The 23,008-nt window shown below is 37.5% G+C and carries 22 protein-coding genes and 1 pseudogene; 9 read left to right on the forward strand and 14 right to left on the reverse strand.

Annotation, left to right across the window (positions count from 1 at the left end):
- Positions 1–85: 85 nt before the first annotated feature.
- Entirely contained in the window at positions 86–436 is a 351-nt protein-coding gene (locus COD92_RS15230) for a hypothetical protein (RefSeq protein WP_098531646.1), read from the forward strand.
- Here the strand turns inward: COD92_RS15230 and COD92_RS15235 are convergent.
- From COD92_RS15235 to COD92_RS15245, 3 genes are all read right to left on the reverse strand, one after another.
- Positions 433–1,065: a TVP38/TMEM64 family protein gene (locus COD92_RS15235; RefSeq protein ID WP_098531647.1), complete on the reverse strand. Its 633-nt coding sequence runs from the start codon at positions 1,063–1,065 to the stop codon at positions 433–435. The two genes, COD92_RS15230 and COD92_RS15235, sit on opposite strands and share 4 nt — an antisense overlap.
- An 84-nt stretch (positions 1,066–1,149) precedes the next feature.
- A complete protein-coding gene (locus COD92_RS15240; RefSeq protein WP_098531648.1) occupies positions 1,150–2,580 on the reverse strand; it encodes a PAS domain S-box protein in 1,431 nt (476 codons plus the stop codon).
- A 186-nt stretch (positions 2,581–2,766) separates the two neighbouring features.
- Entirely contained in the window at positions 2,767–3,534 is a 768-nt protein-coding gene (locus COD92_RS15245; protein WP_098531649.1) for a C40 family peptidase, read from the reverse strand.
- Between the two features lie 395 nt (positions 3,535–3,929).
- On the opposite strand from COD92_RS15245, the gene COD92_RS15250 reads away from it, so the two are divergent.
- Positions 3,930–5,096, forward strand: a complete 1,167-nt coding sequence (locus COD92_RS15250) for a TIGR04053 family radical SAM/SPASM domain-containing protein (RefSeq protein WP_098531685.1) — start codon at positions 3,930–3,932, stop codon at positions 5,094–5,096.
- Between the two features lie 35 nt (positions 5,097–5,131).
- Here the strand turns inward: COD92_RS15250 and COD92_RS15255 are convergent, their stop codons facing one another.
- The 3 genes from COD92_RS15255 to COD92_RS15265 all read right to left on the reverse strand — a co-directional run bounded on the left by COD92_RS15255 (position 5,132) and on the right by COD92_RS15265 (position 8,597).
- Positions 5,132–6,232 (reverse strand): Ger(x)C family spore germination protein, encoded by a 1,101-nt coding sequence (locus COD92_RS15255; protein ID WP_098531650.1) that lies wholly within the window; start codon positions 6,230–6,232, stop codon positions 5,132–5,134.
- Positions 6,233–6,570: 338 nt separating this feature from the next.
- A complete protein-coding gene (locus COD92_RS32840) occupies positions 6,571–7,200 on the reverse strand; it encodes a hypothetical protein (protein ID WP_255295277.1) in 630 nt (209 codons plus the stop codon).
- A gap of 125 nt (positions 7,201–7,325) precedes the next feature.
- The gene (locus COD92_RS15265) at positions 7,326–8,597 is read right to left on the reverse strand and encodes a spore germination protein (RefSeq protein WP_255295278.1); all 1,272 of its coding nucleotides are present in this window, start codon (positions 8,595–8,597) and stop codon (positions 7,326–7,328) included.
- Between the two features lie 228 nt (positions 8,598–8,825).
- On the opposite strand from COD92_RS15265, the gene COD92_RS15270 reads away from it, so the two are divergent.
- The gene (locus COD92_RS15270) at positions 8,826–10,259 is read left to right on the forward strand and encodes a hypothetical protein (RefSeq protein ID WP_098531651.1); all 1,434 of its coding nucleotides are present in this window, start codon (positions 8,826–8,828) and stop codon (positions 10,257–10,259) included.
- A gap of 77 nt (positions 10,260–10,336) precedes the next feature.
- Positions 10,337–11,287 (forward strand): magnesium/cobalt transporter CorA, encoded by a 951-nt coding sequence (corA, locus tag COD92_RS15275; protein WP_098531652.1) that lies wholly within the window; start codon positions 10,337–10,339, stop codon positions 11,285–11,287.
- A 46-nt stretch (positions 11,288–11,333) separates the two neighbouring features.
- Here the strand turns inward: corA and COD92_RS15280 are convergent, their stop codons facing one another.
- Complete coding sequence (locus COD92_RS15280) at positions 11,334–11,648, reverse strand: hypothetical protein (protein WP_098531653.1); 315 nt, start codon at positions 11,646–11,648, stop codon at positions 11,334–11,336.
- 265 nt (positions 11,649–11,913) lie between these two features.
- Between COD92_RS15280 and COD92_RS15285 the strand changes: the two genes are divergently transcribed.
- The 3 genes from COD92_RS15285 to COD92_RS15295 all read left to right on the forward strand — a co-directional run bounded on the left by COD92_RS15285 (position 11,914) and on the right by COD92_RS15295 (position 13,966).
- Positions 11,914–12,936 (forward strand): M42 family metallopeptidase, encoded by a 1,023-nt coding sequence (locus COD92_RS15285; RefSeq protein WP_483295679.1) that lies wholly within the window; start codon positions 11,914–11,916, stop codon positions 12,934–12,936.
- Positions 12,937–13,085: 149 nt separating this feature from the next.
- Positions 13,086–13,670: a hypothetical protein gene (locus COD92_RS15290; RefSeq protein ID WP_098531655.1), complete on the forward strand. Its 585-nt coding sequence runs from the start codon at positions 13,086–13,088 to the stop codon at positions 13,668–13,670.
- An 80-nt stretch (positions 13,671–13,750) separates the two neighbouring features.
- On the forward strand, positions 13,751–13,966 hold the full coding sequence (locus tag COD92_RS15295; RefSeq protein WP_098531656.1) for a twin-arginine translocase TatA/TatE family subunit: 216 nt from the start codon (positions 13,751–13,753) through the stop codon (positions 13,964–13,966).
- A gap of 309 nt (positions 13,967–14,275) precedes the next feature.
- On the opposite strand, the gene COD92_RS15300 is transcribed toward COD92_RS15295, so the two are convergent.
- On the reverse strand, positions 14,276–14,818 hold the full coding sequence (locus tag COD92_RS15300; RefSeq protein ID WP_098531657.1) for a hypothetical protein: 543 nt from the start codon (positions 14,816–14,818) through the stop codon (positions 14,276–14,278).
- A 280-nt stretch (positions 14,819–15,098) separates the two neighbouring features.
- Between COD92_RS15300 and COD92_RS15305 the strand changes: the two genes are divergently transcribed.
- Entirely contained in the window at positions 15,099–16,331 is a 1,233-nt protein-coding gene (locus tag COD92_RS15305) for an NAD(P)/FAD-dependent oxidoreductase (protein WP_098531658.1), read from the forward strand.
- A gap of 149 nt (positions 16,332–16,480) precedes the next feature.
- On the opposite strand, the gene COD92_RS15310 is transcribed toward COD92_RS15305, so the two are convergent.
- From COD92_RS15310 to hmpA, 5 genes are all read right to left on the reverse strand, one after another.
- Positions 16,481–16,849: a VOC family protein gene (locus tag COD92_RS15310; RefSeq protein ID WP_098531659.1), complete on the reverse strand. Its 369-nt coding sequence runs from the start codon at positions 16,847–16,849 to the stop codon at positions 16,481–16,483.
- Between the two features lie 149 nt (positions 16,850–16,998).
- On the reverse strand, positions 16,999–17,979 hold the full coding sequence (locus COD92_RS15315) for an ABC transporter permease subunit (RefSeq protein ID WP_098531660.1): 981 nt from the start codon (positions 17,977–17,979) through the stop codon (positions 16,999–17,001).
- Positions 17,972–18,886 carry an ABC transporter ATP-binding protein gene (locus COD92_RS15320; protein WP_098996429.1) on the reverse strand — a complete coding sequence of 305 codons (915 nt, stop codon included), beginning with the start codon at positions 18,884–18,886 and terminating at the stop codon, positions 17,972–17,974. The genes COD92_RS15315 and COD92_RS15320 overlap by 8 nt, the downstream gene beginning before the upstream one ends.
- Positions 18,887–18,898: 12 nt before the next feature.
- The gene (locus COD92_RS15325; protein ID WP_098531662.1) at positions 18,899–19,675 is read right to left on the reverse strand and encodes an SGNH/GDSL hydrolase family protein; all 777 of its coding nucleotides are present in this window, start codon (positions 19,673–19,675) and stop codon (positions 18,899–18,901) included.
- A 325-nt stretch (positions 19,676–20,000) separates the two neighbouring features.
- Complete coding sequence (gene hmpA, locus COD92_RS15330; protein WP_098531663.1) at positions 20,001–21,215, reverse strand: NO-inducible flavohemoprotein; 1,215 nt, start codon at positions 21,213–21,215, stop codon at positions 20,001–20,003.
- 219 nt (positions 21,216–21,434) lie between these two features.
- Between hmpA and COD92_RS15335 the strand changes: the two genes are divergently transcribed.
- Complete coding sequence (locus COD92_RS15335) at positions 21,435–22,283, forward strand: DegV family protein (protein WP_176541290.1); 849 nt, start codon at positions 21,435–21,437, stop codon at positions 22,281–22,283.
- A 31-nt stretch (positions 22,284–22,314) separates the two neighbouring features.
- Here the strand turns inward: COD92_RS15335 and COD92_RS15340 are convergent.
- A pseudogene (locus tag COD92_RS15340) lies at positions 22,315–22,863 on the reverse strand (vWA domain-containing protein); the annotation flags it as partial.
- Positions 22,864–23,008: the final 145 nt, after the last annotated feature.

Consider the following 23,008-nt stretch of genomic DNA (forward strand, 5'->3'; position numbering starts at 1 on the left):
CTCCTCTATCATTTTCTATCTATACGTATACTTCTATCTATCCCTGTCAATAACAATACCAATGAATTTTGAGAGGGTGGCTAGTATGAATGGTATTTATTTTATTAATGATCGTATAAGCATCGATGGACGAACCAGAGAAGAAAGCGTTAGTATACAAGAACAATCCATAAAAAATTATCTTGCCGAACAAAATATCCAAGCTGTTACTTTGAACCCTTACCAGTTGAAGGAGTATTACTCCGTCCCTCATGCCCTGCTGTACGATTTGCGCAAAGAGAATACCTCGTTCGACTATTTTATCTATTATTCCTTGCAGGCTGTTGAAGATTTTATTTATACTTATCCAGCAAAATGGCTTATTTTAAAAAGCTATTTCCACGAATTCATTATGATTGATAAACAAAACGACTTGAATCAGCAACAAGCGATTTAATCAAGAGAAGATTTATTCGCAGACCGGCGATAAAAAATCGCAAAATTTATAAAAAATATGATTAATACATAACAGCCATAAATCCCAAAGGAATAAAGCTTGTTTTTGTTAAAAAGTAAGCCGGCATAGGACAATATCAGGATATTGGGAATTTTCCCCACAAGTGAAGCTGTAAAGAAAATAATCGCTTTTACTCTACTTAATCCGCAGATTATATTTATTATTGGTGCGGGAATAACAGGGATAAGACGGCAGGTTAGAATTGCAATAAACGAATTTCGGTTTAGCAATTCTTCATATTCTTTTATTTTTGAATAGTAAGCCAGCTTTCTTTCAGCCCAATCTCTGAAACCATAACGGCTCAAATAAAAGAAACCCATTGTGCCGGCCATAGCCCCTGTTAAAGATATAAATACACCTTGCGTAATCCCAAATACTGCACCAATAACACCTGCCAAAACAGGAAAAGGGACAATAGGAAAGAAAACACAAATAGCAACTAATATCATGCTGACGATAATTGACCAGCTGCCACCATGTTTAACAACTTCTAACAACACATCTCTTTGAAATAAACCAATCGCGATAATTACGAGCAGAATACAAATGCTGATAATTCTTTTTTGCACGGATTCCCCTCCGCGTTCACATTATTACCCATCTTATAATCTCAATAATCGTACCTCTAAGAGGGATATCAAAAACAAGTGGGGTTATTCGCTTTTTTCCGTCCTATAAGGAAGCCAAATGGTAACAGTTGTCCCTTCCCCTTCTTCACTTTCAATATCGATTCGTCCTTGATGTGCTTCTATAATCCTATAGCAGGTCATTAAACCAAGGCCAGTCCCTCTTTCCTTTGTCGAGTAAAACGGCTCGCCAAGCTTCGATAATCGTTCTTTGGGGATACCACAACCGTTGTCTTCAATTTTCACCGTCACACCCGTACTATCAGCCATGACCCTTATTTGAACCTGCCCCCATTTAGAAAGTGACTCAAGGGCATTTTGGATGATATTTAGGAACACCTGTGTTAAGGAATTCGAATCACCCATAATAGAAAGGATAGGTTGGCCAACTTCTAAATACAACCCTTTTTGCTCCAGTTTAGCCTCTGTCTGTAATAGTTGTACAACCTGTTTAACTAATTGGTCAACAAAAACTATTCTTAATTTTTTTGTATGTGGTTTAGCCATTGTTAAGAATTCAGAAATAATGGCCTCCACTCGCTGTAATTCATCCAAAACAATTTTTAAATAAACCGGATTCATTTCTTGTTCCGTATTTAAGAGCTGCATAAAGCCCTTGATAGGTGTTAATGGATTTCGAATCTCATGGGCAACGGCGGCGGCCATTTGTCCAACCACTGCTAATTTTTCCGACTTTCGCAGTCGGTCCTGCGTTTCCACCCGCTGCTCAATATCCCGTGAAACCGTGACAATCTCCTTCACTTCTCCTGTTTCTGTACACACTAGCGCCTTAACCGTTGATTCAATCCATATAAAAGAACCGTCCTTCTTGCGGCAACGGTAGGTTATAAGTTTCGTTTCTTCAATATGGTCACAAATTTGCTGTTTTCTTAATTCGATTAGGTCATCAGGATGGATCAATTCTAGAGGACTTTTTTCAATCATTTCTTCGGGTTGATATCCCAGTACGGTTTTAACTGAAGGAGAAATATAAAGGCAGGAAAAATCAACTTTATGTAACATGATGATGTCAGAAGAATGCTCGGCAAGGAGCCGGTATTTCTTCTCTCTATATTTTAAAGCGTTCTCCATATGTTTTTTCTCAGTGATGTCGAGAACTTGACCGAGTAAATATTCCTCACCCGTCAATTGTTCATGTATTTTCGATACTGTTAATACCCCCGTTTTAATTTCCCCCGACTTGTGGATATACCTCTTTTCCAGCTGATATTCATCCCTTTTTCGATCTAATAATTCTCCAAATAATTGTGCGTCAGCTGCCATATCATCAGGGTGGGAAATCTTTTCCATTGACAATTTTTCCAATTCATCGGGCGAATAACCAACAAACTCGCAAAACGCTGGATTAAATTGAACCATGGTTAAATCTATTGAACTTATTAATTGCGGAATCCGGGATTGATAAAAAACCGCTCGAAACAATGTTAAATTAAACATCTAAACCTCCAACCATTCCATTCCATTTTTTCAATATTTTGAGGTCTCTGTCATTTAGAAAAAAAGACACTTTATAAGTATATAGCGAATTGGGCAATTCATAAAGTACTAATTTTTTAATTTTTAGAAAACTAAAAAGGATGTCACCGCGGTAATAACGCTTTAAGACATCCTTTTTTAAATCTATTAATTTATAACCGTTCTAGCGCCCAAATATCTAGGTTTCCAATAAGTGTTGGTCATATCTGCAATCGAAACACCAGAAGATCCAGCTTGAATAAATTTATTATTGCCTAAATAAATGCCTACATGTGTAGGACCAGGGGCGTAGGTTTCAAAGAATACGAGATCTCCTGGATTTGGGTTACTAACCGGTTTTAATCCAGACCATTGTGTTGCTGCGGTCCTTGGAATGGTGATTCCTACTTTAGCAAATACGTAGCTCGTATAGCCGCTGCAATCGAATCCAGCAGGCGTGTTTCCTCCCCATAAGTATGGAGTACCGATATATTTATTTGCCTCGTTAATGACCATTTGCGCGTTTGCAACTGTAGTTTCAGGTGCTGTTGTACTAGAAGTAAAAGTAGATACCTTCAAGACTTGTCCTACTAAAATAGTATCCGATGCTAAGTTATTGATTGTTTTAAGCTGTGTAACGGAAATATTAAAGCGAGAACTAATTTTCCAAAGCGTGTCACCGCTTTGAACGGTATAGGTGGTAACATGGCTATGCGGTGCTAATAATGATAGTCTTTGATTTACATAGAGGGTATCGCTTGTTAGGTTATTCCAAATTTTTAAATCAGCTATTGATATTTTGTTAGCCTGCGAGATTTTCCAGAGGGTGTCACCTGATTGTACTGTATAAATAAGTTCATGGGCACTTGCAGTACCAGTAAATGATGCAAATAAAATGCCTGCAGTTGCAGCAGCTATCAGAAGCTGTTTTTTCATAGATGATAGCTCTCCTTTATTTCGTTAATTGTTACTTTTATACTAAGCGAGAGCTGTATTTGGTTAAAATACCAAAGATATGGTTTTCAATACATCTGTACCCAGAAAAGGAAAAAACAGCACTTTATGTGACAACCACTATTATAGTCAATTCCTAATATAGTAAGGGTTATAGCCTCAACCTCTTAAAATCTATTATTTTTTCTTCATCAAATTGTAACACACTTGTAATATTTTGCGATTTATATATGAATGTAGAAATATTGTAACAAACCCTTCAGCCACGACAGAATCGCTTATTTATAATTAACCTATAGAAACACCATTAATGGTAAAAAAATAAATGAATTTTGGTGATGAAGATGCAAGATATTGGTAAAGGACATCCACATACAATGGGACATCCACATACAATGGGACATCCACATAGAGCAGGAAAGAAAATAGATTATGATCTCAACCCATTTATTGTCATTTGGGAAGTAACAAGAGCTTGTGAGCTTAAATGTGTTCACTGTCGGGCCGATGCTCAGCTAACTAAAGATCCACGAGAACTTTCACATGAAGAAGGAATCAACTTAATTGATCAAATATACGAAATGGATAATCCTATGCTGGTTTTCACTGGCGGGGATTGCATGTTGAGAGAAGATCTATATGAGATTGCTGATTATGCAATCAAAAAAGGAATGCGTGTCTCAATGACACCTAGTGCTACAAGTAATGTAACAAAGGAAAAAATGAAACAGTTTAAGGAGGTTGGTCTATCTCGGTGGGGATTTAGTTTAGACGGACCTACACCGGAAATCCATGACCATTTTCGCGGTACACCTGGATCATTTGATTTAACGGTTGAGAAAATTAAATACTTAAATGAACTTGAGATGCCGTTACAAATAAACACGGTCATCTCTCGCTATAATTATGATTCTCTTGAAGAAATGTCAAATTTAGTGGCCGAGCTAGGGGCAGTAATGTGGTATATTTTTCTGCTTGTTCCTACAGGAAGAGGACAAATAGATGCTTGTATCTCTCCTGCTGAACATGAAAAGGTATTCCGTTGGCTTTATGAATTAAGCAAAACAGCACCATATGATATTAAAACTACTGCGGCACAGCATTACCGCCGCGTTGTTCTGCAGCAAAAAACTCGAGATCACCTAATTGAAAAAGGTGAAATCCACTACGAAGATTCGATTACGACAGACTTTGCTTCCATGCATGATGGCTTAAAGCGAGCCCCAAAAGGAGTTAATGATGGCAATGGCTTTGCGTTTATTACACATATTGGTGATGTTGTACCTAGTGGCTTGCTGCCAATCGTTGCCGGTAATATTCGTGAGACACCACTTGCTGAAATTTATCGTGAATCAAAAGTATTTAAGGAACTTCGCCAGCCAGATAACTATAATGGAAAATGCGGCGTTTGTGAATACAACAAAATTTGCGGTGGCTCCCGCTCAAGGACCTATGCAGTAACTGGTGATTATTTGGAAAGTGAACCATTCTGCGTTTACATTCCCCAGGCATTGCGAAATAAAGAAACAGCACCTACTGTCTAATTTGAATAGAAAAGGCATTCCNNGGAATGCCTTTTCTATTCAATTAGCCCCGTATCCTCAATTTGTACTTTTGATTTAACCTTAAATACAACATTTAAATATAAGCTTTTCCATTGTTCCCAATCATCATCATTAAAATGCCGTGAACGATAGCGCAGCCCGAATCCGATCGGATCAATATTAGATTTTTGAATCTTGACAAGAAGATTTTCAATCCGCTTATTTATAGATTTTTGTGCGGCTTTCTCAAAGTCCGATAAATTCTTAATAGGTACCCGTTTTGATGCTTCTTCCAAATTGCCCTCCATCGACACATTTATCTTTACATAGGGAGTTCTACCTTTTGGTGTAAAAAGCTTATATTTTGTTTTTACTTTATGTGTATCGATGACAATGGTTGTATCCCCCTTCTTGACTCTAATGGCACTCTTTTGTTCACGATTCCTTAGAAAATTTAACATTTTGGTTTCCTCTGGTTTAAGGGTCAGTTTCAATGTGCTTTTATTAAATAACCCAACACTATTTATTTCAAATAAGTCATTTTTTGCCTTCACAATTGGCATGATTGGGTCTATTCCTCTTTCAATTAACCTGTACTTCAAATCAAATAAAAATTCTGAGGCTATATAGGGAGTCTCTGACCCCTCCTTCCCTAATGATAGAAATAGGGCATTGGAAGGGATATGCTCTGATTTTGGTTTTACTTTTAATACATCCAATGCTGTAGGTTTAGCAATATTCACCCAAGCAATTTTTTGTATGTCCCTGCGCCGCGTAAACCAATAATACATGCCAGCATTTCCTCTTTTTTTTACTAATTTCTCACTGAACACGCATACTTTGGCATGGCTGAAATCAATTTCTTTATCCATCTTTGTTTTAATAATTCGTACTGCTTCAGACATAGAATTAGCATTTTGCGAAACAATTTGATATTGACTCGGACTCTCTTTGGAGGTACCAGGAACGGCAAACTTTAAGCTTACTAAATACTTTTTCGAACTATCCTTTGCTTCATCCACACCAATACTAACAACAAAAAATCGCTTATCAATGTCTTTGAACCCACAACCGCCTAAAACGAAGCTCATCAGCAGAAAAAGGATTGCGTATCTCCATTTGGTTAGGGTTTTCACGCTATTCTCCTCCTAGCCCAAATAAAGAAAATGATTACGAACAGTATTTCAAAGAATAGCCGAATAATTAACCAATATACAGCTATTTTCATTAAAAGAATTGAATTTAGATAAATGATTCCGACTATAGAGATACCTGTGAATACACTAAGGATCATCCGATTTTTTCTCTTACTGATTTGTTCCCTAAAGGTTCCTTTTAACAACTCAAGAGCTACATGCCAATGTATTGAAATACTCATTAGTGAAATGCTCATATAAAACATAAGAAATATAAAGATAACCCGTTCAATCGGGCTGTACACCAATCTCAGTGAATCCGCAGTGCTGATCCATGGCTAAAGATATTGTTGTGCACCGTCTGAACCATGAAAGCCAATTGGAATTAAGAAGGTCGTAAAGGCATTTATTAATCCTAAGACTGTGATAATTATAAAATTCCAAACTTTTAGTTTACCTTTTATCACACGATTAAATATTATTAAATTCCCATATCCGGAAAAGCAGTAGGTGGCCGCAGCAAATGCCTTTAAACTTGGCCATTTAAAAATATGGGTACCTACTTCAAGTATCGAATCCCAGTTAAGGAATTCATTTGTATATGCCTTAAAAATAATAAATAAAATCAGTGGTGTATTAAGAAATAGTACAATCTCAAGTAAATACATTACCCTTTCAGTTGGCATCTGGATGATTAGAAAAATAGCTGCTAAATAAATTAAAAGGAGCAGGAATTTAGGCATTTCAGGGTTTACAAATCGAGCCAAAATATCAATAAAGCCAACAAGTGTCAGAAGACCAGCTGAAAACCACAGCAGTTGAACGCACCCAAGATGGAGGATCTTCAGCCAGCGGTGTTTTGTGTTGTCTAGAATTTCGGGAAGCCCTTGTTCCGAGAATTTGGTGATCGCTGTACTGTAGAAGTAGGTAAGGGCAACACCTATAGGGATGGACAGGATGGTGGCCATAACAGCCCCTTCATAACGATACCTAATTAGAATCTTGGGAACGAAAATAATCACATTTATAATCATGTTTAAGAAAATTAAATAAAGATAATATCGGTTTATTGCCCTCACCTCCTCTTCTTCCCCTACTCTTTATTTGGTTTAGTTTGGACTAAGGTAAGAAACGGGGTTCCAAAGCTATCTAGTTTGACCATGTAGGCTACAATCATCATGAATCCAACTACGACTCCGACTAGACCGAATATAGTTGCAAATGCTAACACAATGTATTTCATAATTCGCAATGTAAAACTAAAAGCATTAATCGGGACAACAAAGTTTGAGATGGCTACAGCAGATGTGATGATAATCATAATATTGCTGACTAGACCTGCCTCTGTTGCTGCCTGTCCTAAGATCAAGCCGCCTACAGTTGTGGCAGTCGGTCCAATAGCCTTAGGCAGGCGGATACTGGCCTCTGTCAGCATCTCCATCATGATTAACATTATCGTTACTTCAATAAAGGAAGGATAAGGAACCCCTGTCCGGCTCCCTGCAATACTTATGGACAATTGAACCCTAAATAACTCCGGATTATAACTGGTTACTGCCACATACAGTCCTGGGAGAACTAGACTGGTAATAAAGCCGATATACCTTAATAGCTGGAGGAACTTTGTTACCCAAAAGGTCTGATAAATATCTTCCATTGATGCCATGAAATCCTTCATTACCGTAGGCAAAACAACGGCAAATGGACTTCCGCTTACTAGCAGTATTATTTTACCGGCTGCTAAATTTACGACTACTCGATCGGGTCGCTCCGTTACCAGCATCATTGGAACTAAGGCTCTATTGCTCTTTTTGATTAATTCCAAAAGCTGCTCACCCGTTTCAAACATCTGAACATCGATTTGAGACAAAAAATCCTTAATCCTTTTCAGTGTATCAGGGTCCGCAAGCTTTGAATCATGAACTATCATCACTTTCGTTTTTGAAAGTTTCCCCACTGTTGTTGATTCAATCTGTAAGGAAGGCTCAGGGTAGCGCTGGCGGATTAACCCTAGATTAGTTGGCAAGCTTTCGCTAAAACCAGATTGCGGGCCCTGAATGGTCGTTTCAACAGTTGTATCTAAAACAGAATTGTTTCGGTCGGCTTTACTATCAAGGAGGTATACCTCATCCCTGTAAAAAAGGATCGTCACACCCCTAAGTAACTCTTCCTGTGTATCTTGTTGATTATCAAAGGGTTTTATTAACGGATGCGATTCAAGATAAGCTAAGAATTGGATAGAATCTTCTATTTCATAAAAGGGGATTATTAACTTTTGCTGAAAAACTTTTTCATCACAAATGGTTTTAATATATAGAACTTCAATCCTTTTTTTCTTTGAATGGAGTTCCCTTTTGTATGACATCCTCTGATAGTGACAAGTTTTCCTTAAGGTTATCTTTGATCGATTTACTAGATGGCATTTTTATACCTCTCCGGGCTTCTTTCTTCATAATTTCCCACGGCTATTGCCATTTTATTCTAAAAAATACCCCCCTCTTCAATTAGCAGCTATAATCCCATATCCATGGTTAAGTTTCCTCGATTTTGGGAATGTTGTTTTTAGGAATATTTAGGAAGGGAAATTCACTAGATGCAGCCCATTAATTTGAAAGAAAAACATGTTTCTAAAGGTCTTTTTCAATTTATTTTCCCTTTTTCATTGAAATCCAGCGCTTCCCGCACAGTAATAGATTATTTACAGGAAATGAATTTTACCCTTTTTCGTTTAGATGATGTGGATATGGAAAATACCTATTATGGAGGATTCCGTTTGAATCATAGCGATATCGAGAATTATTTTCTCCCTTTAACAGCTAATTTTCTCTTTCCCATTACACAGCTGGAAAAGGGCTTTCAACGATATTCTAAAAAACTTAATGTAGATGTTCAGTTAAAGACTGAACAATCCTCTATTCCATTTAAAATCCATTCAATCGACATCACTATTTGCCCATTTGGCCTAGGTTTTTTAACTTTACGTACGGAAATACAAACTATTTCTTTCTCACAATCAATTGAATTTGCTGAATGTATGAGAAAAATTAAGGACGAGACTAATAATTTTGAGCTTGATTTTGACGGATGTACATATCCAACTATCATCAACTTCATAGTAAGTCGTTTTTGCCAACAGCTTCCTAACTTTTTTAACAATGACGATGTCCTTTTCTTGGAAAAAGAAAAAATGTTTGTTCAATCCTTATTGTCTATTGAAGCCACAGAATCAATTAACCTAGTTGATCTTTACCGATTTGGCACATTATGCGGCTATGATTCCACTGGGAAACCTTATGTAAATGCCAATAACTTGGAGTTTATTTCACACTTTCTTCAGGGATACACGTATGACCGATTTGCACCAACATCAAATTATCTTATTCAACAAAACTGTCTAGTTGGTTTGACGACATCAGAAATAACGGTTTATTCATGTTCTCAGACCCAACGTTTTTACGGATTTTATTATTATGCTTTGCTGCTTAGCCTTTTTCATAAATTGGTGTTATTAAAAATAGCAAATAGCTATTCCGCCATCCATATTGAGCAGGATAAACAAAAGATAGAGTGCCTGCTTTATCAATTAAACTCCTTTACGTCTAATTACTTTTATACGGTTTACCCGCTTACTTCCGAAGGACAAGAAATTTTCAAACTAATAAGAAAAAGCTTTCGTATTGATCAATTGTATGCTAATACCAAGGACATTTTATTTAGCTTGGTTAAGTATGAAGATAATAATGTCGCGAAAAATGACAGTATGTTATTGTTAGTATTAACTTTATATACGGTTATTTGCGGAATTTTTAGTATGAATCTATTCACCCATGATTTACAAGGAAATATAGAGTTGGATCATTTTAAATCCTATAACCCCTTCGAATATTTTGCGGTTTTTATCGTCTTTAGCGGAATAATCGTGGTAGGTACACTAGCCATTAAAGGAATCATTCAATGGTATCAAAACATTACGAATCGTAAAAAATGGGTCCGGAATACGGTTTGGTCCTCGAAAAAGAAGAATTAGGACAAAATGGGCTTTTCTTTTTTTGGCAATCCTATATAGTGAAGGTATTGATGTTTAAAAGGAGATACACTGATTTTATGTTAAGAACAATGGCGGTCGATCAGCAAAACCAACTGATCAAAGATATAGAAATTGAAAAACTAGTTAACGGGGAGTATCTCTGGTACTGGGTTGATTTTCACCAGCCTACCGAAGAAGAGAGCAATTATTTGCGAACTCCCTTTTCTTTTCATCCTTTAGCAATCGAGGATTGTATGCATCACCTGCAGCGTCCCAAACTCGACTACTATGACGGATATACTTTTTTTGTCACCCAGACCTTGAATTCCATACCCACAAGGAAAGAAGAAGTAGACTTTTTTCTAGGTAAGAACTTTATCATTACCTTTCACCATCAGCCTAGTTCGGAAATTGATGAAGTTTGGAAGAGATTAGTTCTTAGTGAAAACTTCGAGAAATGGGATGCATCCCATGTGTTTTACTCTGTCTTGGATAATATGGTTGACAATTATTTTCCGCATGTTTACCAAATTGAGGATATGTTAAATGAACTTGATGATAATTCGAAAAGAAGATCAATGGAAGACTTGCTTGAGGACTTATTTGAAACGCGGCACAGTCTTTTGTCCTTAAGGCATACTGTTACACCGATGCGAGATCTTTTATATAGGATTCTTAACTCACAAAGAGAAACATACATAAAAGGAAAAACAGAATACTTTTCAGACATTCATGACCATTTACTTAAATTAACAGAAATGATTGAAGCTAATCGGGAATTAACCACCGATATACGTGACAGCTATATCTCTTTAAATTCCCATCAAACCAATCACGTGATGAAGGTGTTAACCGTCATCACCACGATTTTCATGCCAATCACATTTATCGCAGGCTTATATGGGATGAATTTCCGCTATATGCCGGAGCTGACTTGGAAATATGGTTATCCCTGGGCGCTAATTATCATGGCACTTATTACAATTGGGATGTCATTATGGTTTAAAAGGAAAGGCTGGTTCAAATAATATAGAGCGCAAGTGTCCTTAAACACTTGCGCTCTTGTTATTCAACTTACTTCCAATCCTCATAAGAAACCGTCCCACCCGTTAAATCAATGGTATTCCGCTCTCCCTTATAAAAAGTCTTTCCATCTTTTTCAACGACAAAATTATCATACGTATAGATCTTCTGTCCATTTGGCATCTGAATAACCACTTTTTCTCCTAATTTCTCTTGAGGTTCTTCGATTTTTATTGAATTTTGATAATAATAGCTGAAGACAAAGAAACTAACTGTTAAGATCCAACTAACTACTATGAAAAAAAATAGACCCTTCCACGAAAATTGCTTTGTTTTATGTTGATGGTATAGCTCTAATCTGGTCAACTTTTTCTCCTCCCATTTTTATAAAGCAGGTTCAATAAAAGTTTGCCCCTTTTTTTCAAAATATTTTGTATTTCATTCATACCCAAATTCCCTTATTTTTATCCCTAAAAAGGGAATTTTCGACCCTTGTTAACCTATGCGTCATTAACTTAAAAGTTGACCATAAACTCATTAAAACCACTTATTTAGACAAGATTAGGTATAATAAGAGAGAGCACAAACTGAAAGGGGTATTGAAATGGTGCAAATAAATTCTGAAGAAATAATGAAGTTGATTGCTGATTTGGTTTCAATTCCGAGTCCATCCGGAAATACAAATGAGGTAGTGACATTTGTAGAGAAATTTTTAAAAGAGTTACAGGTTGATACATATCGAAATCGAAAGGGTGGATTAATTGCCACCATCGAAGGACAGGATAAAAGCAAACATCGGATGTTGACTGCCCATGTAGATACACTTGGGGCTATGGTGAAGGAAGTAAAAGCAAATGGAAGATTAAAAATTGACCTTATTGGCGGTTTCAGATATAACTCGATCGAGGGTGAATACTGCCAAATTGAAACACAGAATGGCAAGAAATATACCGGAACGATCCTCATGCACCAAACTTCAGTCCATGTTTATAAAGACGCCGGAAAGCTTGAGAGAAATCAAGATAATATCGAAATACGCATTGATGAAAAAGTACATACAGCAGATGAAGTACGGGCACTTGGAATTGAAGTCGGTGATTTCGTTTCGTTTGACCCCCGTGTAGAACTTACCCAGAGCGGCTATATCAAATCCCGCCATTTGGATGACAAAGCAAGTGTAGGCATCCTTCTTCAATTGATCAAAAAAATCAAAAGTGAAGGAATTACGCTGCCGTATACGACTCATTTCTTAATATCTAACAATGAGGAAATTGGCTATGGAGGAAATTCCAATATTACACCAGAAACAGTCGAATATTTAGCTGTCGACATGGGAGCAATGGGTGACGGCCAGTCTACAGATGAATATACGGTTTCTATTTGTGTAAAGGATTCTAGTGGTCCCTATCACTATGAATTACGCAAACAATTAGTTCGCCTTGCCGAAGAAAATAAAATCGGCTATAAACTCGACATTTATCCCTTCTATGGATCAGATGCTTCTGCGGCAATTCGTTCAGGCCATGATATCGTCCATGGCTTAATCGGACCGGGAATTGATTCATCCCATGCGTTTGAACGAACACATGTATCTTCGATTGAAAATACAGCCAAGCTTTTATACTATTACGTTCAATCTAATTTAGTTATTTAATGTTGGCATCATCATAAAACATCAGCCGGCAAGCATTCAACCGGCTGATTCTTACCACCATTCCGTTCATTAAAATCTCCTTAAAATTAAACACTTTTTCATATTTGTCATTTATAATCAAAGAAACGTTGAATGAAGGTGTGATATACATGAAACAAGGTTCCCTTTCGCAGAGAAAAAGCGGCTTATTTGCGAATTTAATTGCTAATCCAAAAGAAAGGCGAAGAACCAATTTATTTTTTATGATAATGGTTGGGCTAATTTTGGCTGAAGTATTGTTTGTTTATTTCAATCAACAACAGCTAATGACCCAAGATTTCCGACACTACAAGGGAACATTTAAGCAGTTTGGTTCCATTGCTCAAATAGGTTTCTATACTGCGCTTTCTATTTATCCAGTTTTTCTTTTATTAAAAAGTAAACAGATAAAAGGGATTAAATGGGGAACAATCGAGTTAAAAACGGGATTACAATTTATTGGTAAACTGGTTCGTATATGGCATGTTCCTATTGCATTACTGTCAACTGGTATCGTTTTTCTCCATGTTTATATGGCTATTTTGCGTGGATTTAAGCTGGATTTCACTTATATTTCCGGAATTGTGACAGTCCTTGTTCTCCTTCCACTGATGTATATGGGTTTTATGCGCTTTAAAAGAAAGGATCGCAATTGGCATTTCAAACTTGCCATCACTTTCTTGATTTTATTTTTCATCCATGCTAACTTCTCTTAACCATTCTTCACTAGTACTATAGGAGAAAAAACGTTATAATAACGTTGAATTGTTATAACTCATCACTAGGAGATGAAGAAATGTTTTCTAATATTGGTGTACCCGGATTAATCTTAATTCTAATTGTGGCTTTAGTTATCTTTGGTCCAAACAAACTTCCTGAAATCGGACGAGCATTTGGGAAATCGATTCGCGAATTCAAAAAGGCAACTGAAGGAATTGCTGATGATATAAAAGAAGAAATTAAAGAGGATATTATCGAGGCAAAGAAAGACCAAATCAATTTAAAGAAGTAATGAATAAACATGAGGCATCCCCATTCGTAAGGGGATGCCTCATGTGTTACCTTCTTTTTGTCATGGCTTGGAATTGATTGATTAATTTTTTTCTAGAATCGGGATTGCGCAGCAAATATGCTGCACCTAAACCAATGGTTGTCATCATCAATGATTTTCTTTTCATTTTTATCATCCTCCTTGGAATGCCATCATTAATTAATTTTTCCTTAGAACGACGATATTAGTACCTATAAAGAAGAGAAGTTAATTCCAATTAGGAAATTGACTTTTGAACACATTTACCTAAAGACGCTCCTGAACGTTTTTTTACTTTGCCAGTTTTTCTTTCATTAGCTGATTATGCTGTTTGGTTTGTTCTAACAGTTGATTTAAGAGAATGGCTGCTCGTTTGCTTTCCTTTTTATCAACAGCTATTCTTAGCTCATGGAAGGTTTTCCAATGGCCCATTTCTTTCCCGCCATGTGATTGTTTAATAAACTCCTCTTTTGTAATCTTGCCCGATTCAAATTGCTTCTTCAGAGCTTCCATTTTCGCTATTCTTTCTTTTTTCCATTGCTCACGTTTGGCGGAATTTTCAGGGCTCATCCATTGGTTTCGAAGATTTTTCTTTTCCTCAAGAACCCTCGTCCATTCGGCCTTTTTTTCAGGGGTATATTGGCTAACCCATGCAAGAAGCTTTTGCTCTCTTTCCGCCATCATTGCCTGCCAATCTTTATGGGTCATATGGTGGTGTTTTCCTTCCTTGCAATCACACGGTTTTTCCTCATGATTCGCAGGGATCGTATTAGCCAGTGCAACAGTAGGCATTACTAATATTGCTAATGTTAAAACTAATCCTCTAAACTTCATAACAACTCTCCTTCCAACTGTCTTAAAAATTTTCTTAAAGCATGGAATTATCATGCCCCATTTGTCAAAAAAAATTTACCAATTTGACATATTTTTAGGTAATAAACACTTGTGAAATCAAAAAGATTAGCGTATTCTATAATCACAAATTAGATGTGAAACATTTCACAATTTTTATAAAAAGAGCTTTGCTCTATTTTTTAATATTATAATGTGAATAATTTCACAAAGTAGATAAATAGACAATAGATAAATAAATGGGTTTGGAGTGGGAAGTTCAATGAATAAGCCAAAAATTGTAATCTTAGGTGCCGGATATGGCGGAATCATCACAAGTAAAAGTCTTGAGAAACTACTAAATTCAGGAGAAGCAGATGTTACCCTGATTAATAAGCATGAATATCACTACATTACTACTCAACTACATAAAACAGTAGTAGGAACAGCAGCCGATCGCCAAATTGCTACGTCCATCCCTGAACTAATTAATCCCAGTAAAACACACTTTTTACAAGCTACCGTATCATCTGTTGACATTCATAAACAAGAAGTGCTCCTTGCAGGCGGCGACACAGTTCCATATGATTATCTATTAATCGCATTAGGATTTGAGGTTGAAACATACGGGACACCTGGTATTAAGGAAAATGCCTTCGAAATAAGAAGTTTTAGAAGTTCAAAAGCTATTTATAATCAAATTATTAAACAATTTAACTTGTATAAACAAGATCAAGATCCTTCCCGCTTAACCTTTGTTGTTGCTGGCGGCGGTTTTACTGGCGTCGAAATGCTTGGAGAGTTTGCTGATGGACTTCCAAAACTATGTAAGGAACACAATATTCCATTTGAAAAGGTTAAAATTGTTGCCATTGAGGCCGCGCCATCAGTCATTCCATTCTTCCCTAAACAATCGATTGAGTATACAACTGAGGTCTTGGAAAAAATGAATATCGAACTGATCACTGGCAGAAAGATTCTTGAATGTACACCCGAAAAGGTTGTCATTGATCCTAATTGCGATATTCCAACTCGGACCCTAATTTGGTCCTGTGGTGTAAAAGGAAATACGATTGTTCATCATTGGGGTTTGCCAATTGAAAGAGGAAAGATTGCGGTTGATTCTTATCTTCGTGTTAAAAACATGAAGAATGTCTTTAGCCTTGGAGATTGCTCCCTATTTATGAAAGATGAAAAGAATGCGTTGGCACCAACTGCCCAAGTTGCACTCCAACAAGCGCCTGTATGTGCGAAAAATATTATCGCTTCTATTCGAGGTGAATCCTTAAAGGCTTTTGAGTACCACCATAAGGGTTCAGTTGCATCCATTGGACTTAAAAGCGGTGTCGGCAAGGTTGGAAGTGTCCGCTTATCCGGGTTAATTGGAGCCTTTATGAAACTAGTCATTGAAGCTCGTTATCTCTTTAATCTTGGCGGTCAATCCTTAATCATCAAGCAGCATTTTGGAGTTAACCGTGCACCGTTGAAAACAGCAGCAAAAAGTAAAATAAATTAAAATCTTGTTTTCCAAGCAGAGGATCCCCCTCCGCCCTGCCATTGGCTAATGGCTCCCAAAATGAATGCCTTAAATCCCCCGATCGTAAGGCAGACAGCCCCATCCCTACATATTTGGGGATGGGGCTGTTTTATTTTGCAGGATTACCTTTATTCCCACTCAAGGAATTCAAGACGATTACCAAAAGGATCAAATACATGGATTCTGCTGGCTCCTGGGAGGTTATCATCCTCTGTAAAAGCAATTTCATGTTCTTTTAAATGGATTTTTAGTCCCTCGATATTTTCAACGATTAATGCTGGATGAGCCTTTTTAGCTGGTGAGAATGGATCTTCAATGCCAATATGCAGTTGAAAAGTTCCAAATTCAAACCACACTCCGCCGCGTTTTTTTAACTCTTCCGGTTTTTCAACCTCTGTTAATCCAAGGATGCCTGAAAAAAATCCTCTTGCGGCATCTTCGCACCCTTTTGGACCGGCAAGCTGCACATGATCGATCTTTTTTATTGCAAATGACATTTAGACCCCTCCGTTTCTCATCTCTCATCACCATTTTATAAAATTAATAATATTCTATCAAATTTTAAGTTACGCTACTTTAAATTAACGGAAATATGCAAAAAGCGCAATAAAAAAAGCTATTCCCAAGATAGGAATAGCTTCTTATTTTAATAAACATCTTTTTTTGTAAAGACCACGAAGGAAACAACTAATGCCACGGCCCACCAAATCAGTAGGACCATCAAGGAAAAGGAAAGATCCATTCCCTCAATTGGTGGAGCGGTTCCCTTCATGTAATCGGTTAACCGTAAATTCACCATAAAAAAGTATTTGGCCGATTCCCAAGAGGATACCATGTTACTTAAAATCGCTCCAGAGATCAGCGCGGCCAGCATAACCCCCATTCCGGCGGCGGTGCTCCGGATTAGTACAGATAGCATAAACGATAAGGTGCCGACGACAATAGCAACAAACCAAACTAATCCAAAATCCATCAATAGAAACTTCCAAAGGCTGAGAAGTTTTACATCTGAAGTATTTAATCCCGTGTCCGTTACATTAAACCCCGTTAAGATTGGCGCACCCCACCCCTTATATCCAAAGACCAATCCAGAAATGAGATAGGAGAGGATACCAGTTATCGCAATAATTAACGATACTGCGAAACATAGCGTGATATATTTACTTAATAGCACCTTCCACCTTTTGACCGGCCTCGTCAGCAGCAGCTTAATCGAACCAAGACTGTGTTCCGAGGAAACTAAATCACTGGCAATAACCATGACCATCAAAGGGATAAATAAATCAATTGAGTTTTCTAAAAAGATGCGCATGAACGTGGGTGCACCAGGCTCTGATGGGTTGATATCATGATCCAAATAATATTGCTGCTGCTGCAATGAGATTTGCAGCTGCTTTTTCCATTCGTCTGATAATCGGCTGCTGCTTAAACGGTTGGTCGTATCGACAATCTGCTGTTGTAGTATCGTACGCCAATCACTTGTTCCTAATTTTTCGCGCTGTGTCTGGACTTGCTTATATTGAGCATATGTAAACAACATGACAAGGACACCGATTATTAATGCAATGACCACTAACCTCTTTTTAGCGATCAGCTTCATCATTTCATTTTGGATTAATTTACTCAATCGAGTCACCCCCCGTTAGTTCGAGGAATAAATCTTCCAACACAGGCATTTTTCGATTAATTTCCGTGACGGACACTCCTGCCGAAACAAGCTCCTTATTCCACACCGGTATTTTTTGTTCATCATATTCCGTTACAAACGTCCCATCATCACTAACTTCAATTGTAGTTAATTTACTTAATACTTGTTTCCCTTTTTCAAGTGGAATTACCCGCCAGACGGCCCGTTCACGATTCGCAAGGAGCTGCTCTACTGTATCAATTTTAATAATCGTTCCTTTTGAAATAATAGCGACCCGATCGCACAATAATTGAATTTCACTTAATAAGTGGCTCGACACAAGGACGCTTAACCCTTCCTGCTCCGCTAGAAAGCGAATAAATTGGCGCATCTCCCGAATTCCTGCTGGGTCTAGCCCATTTGTCGGTTCATCGAGTATTAATACCTTGGGCCGGCCTAAAAGGGCTTGGGCAATCCCCAAACGCTGCCTCATTCCTAACGAATAAGTTTTCACTTTATCATGGATTCGATCCGTCAATCCGACTAGCTCAGTGACCTCTTTAATACGTTCTTCCCCTATTCCATCAAGCATACGGGCAAAGTGGAGCAGGTTGTTATAGCCTGATAAGTAAGGATATAATTCCGGATTTTCGACAATACAGCCAAGGTTTCTCATCGCCTTTTGAAATTGATCCGCTACATTGTATCCGCAGATCTGGATGTTCCCATCCGTCGGTTTGATAAGCCCAACCAACATTCGGATTGTTGTTGTTTTTCCGGCACCATTTGGTCCCAAGAACCCAAATACTTCCCCTTCTCGCAGATCAAATGTTAAGCCCTTGATAATTTCTCTTTTTCCAATGACTTTTTTTAAATTTTCTACAGCTAAGGTAATTTTTTTCTCCATTCATTCTTCTCCTTACCAGGTAAGCAGTGAGGCTACACGTTCTGCAATTAAACGATACCCTTTTGAGTTCGGATGAAACTTGTCTGAATATAAATAATCATTCACTTTTAATTCAAATAAATCAAATGTTGGTACAAATACGACTTTCGAGAATGCTGCACTTGCCTCGGCACTGTCATAATTCCAATGACGAACAACTTTTGACATTTCTTTCCCTTGATCTAATTCTATAAACGGATTGTATAATCCAACGAAAAAAACATTGGCTGTTTTGTTGTTCTTGCGAATCTGCTCAAGAATAAACTTAAGGTTATCCAGATATTTTTTTTCGATGGCAGCTATATTTTTTGATGAATAATCGGTTAGGCCTTGACTGCCCCTGAACAAATCATTTCCGCCAATGGTGACTAACACCATGTCCGCCTTTTGGATTTGACGAGCCACTTCTGTTTGTTGAACCTGTTTACGAAGCTGGTCTGATGTTTGCCCATTGATGCCTAAATTGGTGAGCTGGACCGGCTTTTTTGTTTTTTCTTTGATTTCATCGGTCAGATCTCCGACATACCCTTTTCCGGTCTCATCCCCTGTTCCCCTTGTTAAGGAGTCACCTAAAGCGACTATCGTGAGACCCTTTTTGTTCTCCACTTTTTTGCTAACGGTATTTGTAACAGGAACCTTGTCCGGCTGGTCTGCATAATATTGCCCTACTGCCCAGCCAAGTCCAATCACCCAGAGGAGTAAAAACAATCCCCCAATGGCCGTGATGGTACGGATGGTATTCTTACCCATACTCAAAACCCTTTCTGCCCTTTTTCTTTTATTAAATCACAGTTGTGGTCCGAATCAAACTTTTGACATAGGTGTCTTTGATTAAAAAAACATTAATTTCATTTTTTGTTAACTTTTAAAGCGTAAGGCGCCCGCATATCGGCGACAGCACAAGACGAGCCGGCTGAAATGTTGTTCTTTAACCTTTTGTACGGAATGGCTTGTGACCTCGAGCCGATGGCGCCTGGAGCTGGACAATTCTCGAAGTCGAAATTTATACTTTACTTTCTTATCTTTTTTAAAAAAATAAGCCGATTTCCAAATTGGAAACCGGCTAATCCATTCACTATTCTTCTAAATTCCCCATTGGTCCAAAGAACTCAAAGTGAATTCTGCCTTCATTGACACCTAATTCTTTTAAAGAACGGTTGATGGCTTTCATAAAAGGCACTGGTCCACAGAAATAAAAGTCTGCTTCCTCAATTAATACATTATCCTTTAGCCACTCACGAGTGACATAACCTTCAACATCAAACCTTTTGTTTAAACGGTCCTCATCTGTAGGTGCATCATAAAACACATATGAATTCACATAATCGAGATCAGATAATTCTTTAACTTCATCACCTAGGGCATGAACATTGCTATTTGCTGCTGCATGGACAAACGTTACCTGACGTCCAGGCTGCACTTCTACAACTGTTTTCAGCATACTCATCATTGGTGTTAAGCCGACCCCGCCACTTAATAACACAACAGGAGTCGTCTTGTTGGTATCAAGAATAAAATCACCTGCAGGTGCACTGACTTTAAGAATGTCTCCTTCGCTCACATTGTCATGCAAGTAATTAGACACCATTCCATCAGGGTTTGCTGTACCAGCCTCTTTTTTAACACTGATGCGGTAATAATCTTTGCCAGGGGCATCTGAAAGACTATATTGACGGATGTGAGTAAACTTCTCACCATCTATATCTAGTTTAATACTAATATACTGACCAGGGATGAAACCGGCGATTTCGCGTTTATCTTCAGGTTTTAAATAGAAAGATGTAATAACATCACTTTCGGTTACTTTACGGTCAACAACAAAATTCCGGAAGCCGCTCCAGCCCCCTTGTTGATGTGTAGCTTCATCATACATTTCCGCTTCCACACTGATAAAGGCGTCAGCAATTAAATTGTAAGCTTGTGCCCAAGCATCGATAATTTCATCTGTAGCTGCATCACCCAATACATCCTTAATAGCCATTAATAGGTGTTTTCCTACAATCGGATAATGCTCTGGCTTAATTCCAAGACTTCTATGTTTATGTGCGATTTGTTTAACTACTGGCAGGATTGCTGAAAGGTTATCAATATACATGGCAGCGGCATATACCGTTCCAGCTAATGCCTTTTGCTGTCTACCTTGTTTTTGATTTGCATGATTGAAGATATTTAATAATTCTGGGTGGTTTCCAAACATTAATTGATAAAAGCGGGTTGTTATGGTTTCTCCATGTTTTTCTAATACCGGTACTGTTGATTTGATAATATCGATTGTTTTTTGATCTAACACATGAAACACTCCTTATTTAGTTATCACTATATCCATAGTGATTATATGAAATAAATCATCTCATATAAGTGATTCAAATCACACTTTTATATTTTTAAATAATATCTTCTATAAATTTTCACAAATTGTTCAAAGTTTAATATGACAAATATAACTAGTGAAACTGTTTTCAGTATAGTAATGTTAACTATATTGAAAGTATTTACCGGAGGAAAAGATATGAGTAAAGCAAAAATTGCATGGATTACAGACACAACTGCTTCTCTTAGCAAAGAATTTATTGAGAAACATCATATATATGTCATTCCCTTACACGTTGTCATTAACGATGAATTTTATAAAGAAACGATTGATATAACGGAACAAGAATTTTATGAGCGAATGAAAAACGAGGAAGGAAAGTTTCAGTCGTCTCAACCTTCCATTAACGACTTTGTTGAACTTTATAAAAAATTGAAAGAAGAATATGATTTTGGAATCGCCATACATGCCTCTAGTACTTTAACAGGGACCTATCAGTCCTCCGTCATTGCCGCTAATATGGAAGATTTCAAGTTATTTGCAATCGATTCTAAAATTGGTTCCTATCCACTTTCTTTTTTAATAAAAAAAGGGATCGAGCTTGTGGAGCAGGGTGTGGATGCCGAGGAAGTGGTTGAACAGCTAAATGCTTTACGCAGCAATACTCGATTATATTTAGTTCCATCGAATTTGGATCAGCTTCATAAAAGCGGCCGGGTGTCTGGCGGCCAAAAAATCTTGGCCTCTCTTTTTAATATAAAACCGATTTTGGCCATAGAAGACGGTGCTGCACAGATTAAAGACAAAGTTCGTACCGATAAAAAAGCGATATTCTGGCTGGCATCTAAATTAAAAGAAGATCTTGAAACAAAAACAGTCAAAAAGGTCGCGGTTGTTCATGCGAACGATCCGAAAAAAGCTGCAGAGATTGAAAATTACATTAACGAAAACTTCCCTGGTATTGAAACAGAGGTTTTGATGCTTATCACCGTTGCGGGTGTCCATACTGGTGTTGGGACAATGGGGCTTTCGTGGGTATGTGAATAAAGGACTGATTCTCATCAGTCCTTTTTTCCTTCTATAAAATGCCTTTAGTTTTCGCTTCGGTTATCCATCCCGGAAACTCATTTAGCAACTGGTTATACAATTCCTCATCTGTTGTCTTTTCAATCTCTTTTATATGAAAAAAGTTGGCATTATCTACAAAGCGGCCTTCCATTGTATCCAATTTTTCAAGTACCTCAAAATTTGAATCCCCAATGCCGACAAATTGCCAGAAGATTGGCTTAGTCGATGATTCAACTACTGGTTTCTTAATCGTTCTTTTACATCCTCCATCGTTTATGAAAACGACAAAAGCAGGATCCGAGGAAGGTGATTCAATCGTATATTTTTTAATTACATCTTCCATGACAGGAGGCTCATCGTTTCTACCAAATTTATGTATCAGGTCGTTGTTTAAAATATATTCTTCAACATAATTGACGAAGTCCTACTCGGTAACAGATTTTAATCGGGAACATTCATTATCATATACCCAAACATCTAAAGTACCATCATCATCAAATTGACTGGCAACAGCAAGGATTCGCTCCACTACCTTTTGTACAGTACCATTTTTATATAACCGTTCCTAAAAATATAGACATTTATGGATATTACTATCTATATGTTCTAAATGAATCCTATCCATTCATTTAGCACGCAAAACGAACAGAGCTTTTTGCGAATCGCGTTAGGGAATCACACCCTAATTCTAGAATGGAAACATC

It is taken from the genome of Bacillus sp. AFS037270 (assembly GCF_002585305.1).

What these genes read in the sequence shown, in the direction of transcription:
- COD92_RS15230 (WP_098531646.1), top strand. Translation starts at nt 86, where the DNA reads ATGAATGGTATTTATTTTATTAATGATCGTATAAGCATCGATGGACGA.
- COD92_RS15240 (WP_098531648.1), bottom strand. Translation starts at nt 2,580, where the DNA reads ATGTTTAATTTAACATTGTTTCGAGCGGTTTTTTATCAATCCCGGATT.
- COD92_RS15245 (WP_098531649.1), bottom strand. Translation starts at nt 3,534, where the DNA reads ATGAAAAAACAGCTTCTGATAGCTGCTGCAACTGCAGGCATTTTATTT.
- COD92_RS15250 (WP_098531685.1), top strand. Translation starts at nt 3,930, where the DNA reads ATGGGACATCCACATACAATGGGACATCCACATAGAGCAGGAAAGAAA.
- COD92_RS32840 (WP_255295277.1), bottom strand. Translation starts at nt 7,200, where the DNA reads ATGGCCACCATCCTGTCCATCCCTATAGGTGTTGCCCTTACCTACTTC.
- COD92_RS15265 (WP_255295278.1), bottom strand. Translation starts at nt 8,597, where the DNA reads ATGTCATACAAAAGGGAACTCCATTCAAAGAAAAAAAGGATTGAAGTT.
- COD92_RS15270 (WP_098531651.1), top strand. Translation starts at nt 8,826, where the DNA reads ATGCAGCCCATTAATTTGAAAGAAAAACATGTTTCTAAAGGTCTTTTT.
- corA (WP_098531652.1), top strand. Translation starts at nt 10,337, where the DNA reads ATGTTAAGAACAATGGCGGTCGATCAGCAAAACCAACTGATCAAAGAT.
- COD92_RS15285 (WP_483295679.1), top strand. Translation starts at nt 11,914, where the DNA reads ATGAAGTTGATTGCTGATTTGGTTTCAATTCCGAGTCCATCCGGAAAT.
- COD92_RS15290 (WP_098531655.1), top strand. Translation starts at nt 13,086, where the DNA reads ATGAAACAAGGTTCCCTTTCGCAGAGAAAAAGCGGCTTATTTGCGAAT.
- COD92_RS15295 (WP_098531656.1), top strand. Translation starts at nt 13,751, where the DNA reads ATGTTTTCTAATATTGGTGTACCCGGATTAATCTTAATTCTAATTGTG.
- COD92_RS15300 (WP_098531657.1), bottom strand. Translation starts at nt 14,818, where the DNA reads ATGAAGTTTAGAGGATTAGTTTTAACATTAGCAATATTAGTAATGCCT.
- COD92_RS15305 (WP_098531658.1), top strand. Translation starts at nt 15,099, where the DNA reads ATGAATAAGCCAAAAATTGTAATCTTAGGTGCCGGATATGGCGGAATC.
- COD92_RS15310 (WP_098531659.1), bottom strand. Translation starts at nt 16,849, where the DNA reads ATGTCATTTGCAATAAAAAAGATCGATCATGTGCAGCTTGCCGGTCCA.
- COD92_RS15320 (WP_098996429.1), bottom strand. Translation starts at nt 18,886, where the DNA reads ATGGAGAAAAAAATTACCTTAGCTGTAGAAAATTTAAAAAAAGTCATT.
- COD92_RS15325 (WP_098531662.1), bottom strand. Translation starts at nt 19,675, where the DNA reads ATGGGTAAGAATACCATCCGTACCATCACGGCCATTGGGGGATTGTTT.
- COD92_RS15335 (WP_176541290.1), top strand. Translation starts at nt 21,435, where the DNA reads ATGAGTAAAGCAAAAATTGCATGGATTACAGACACAACTGCTTCTCTT.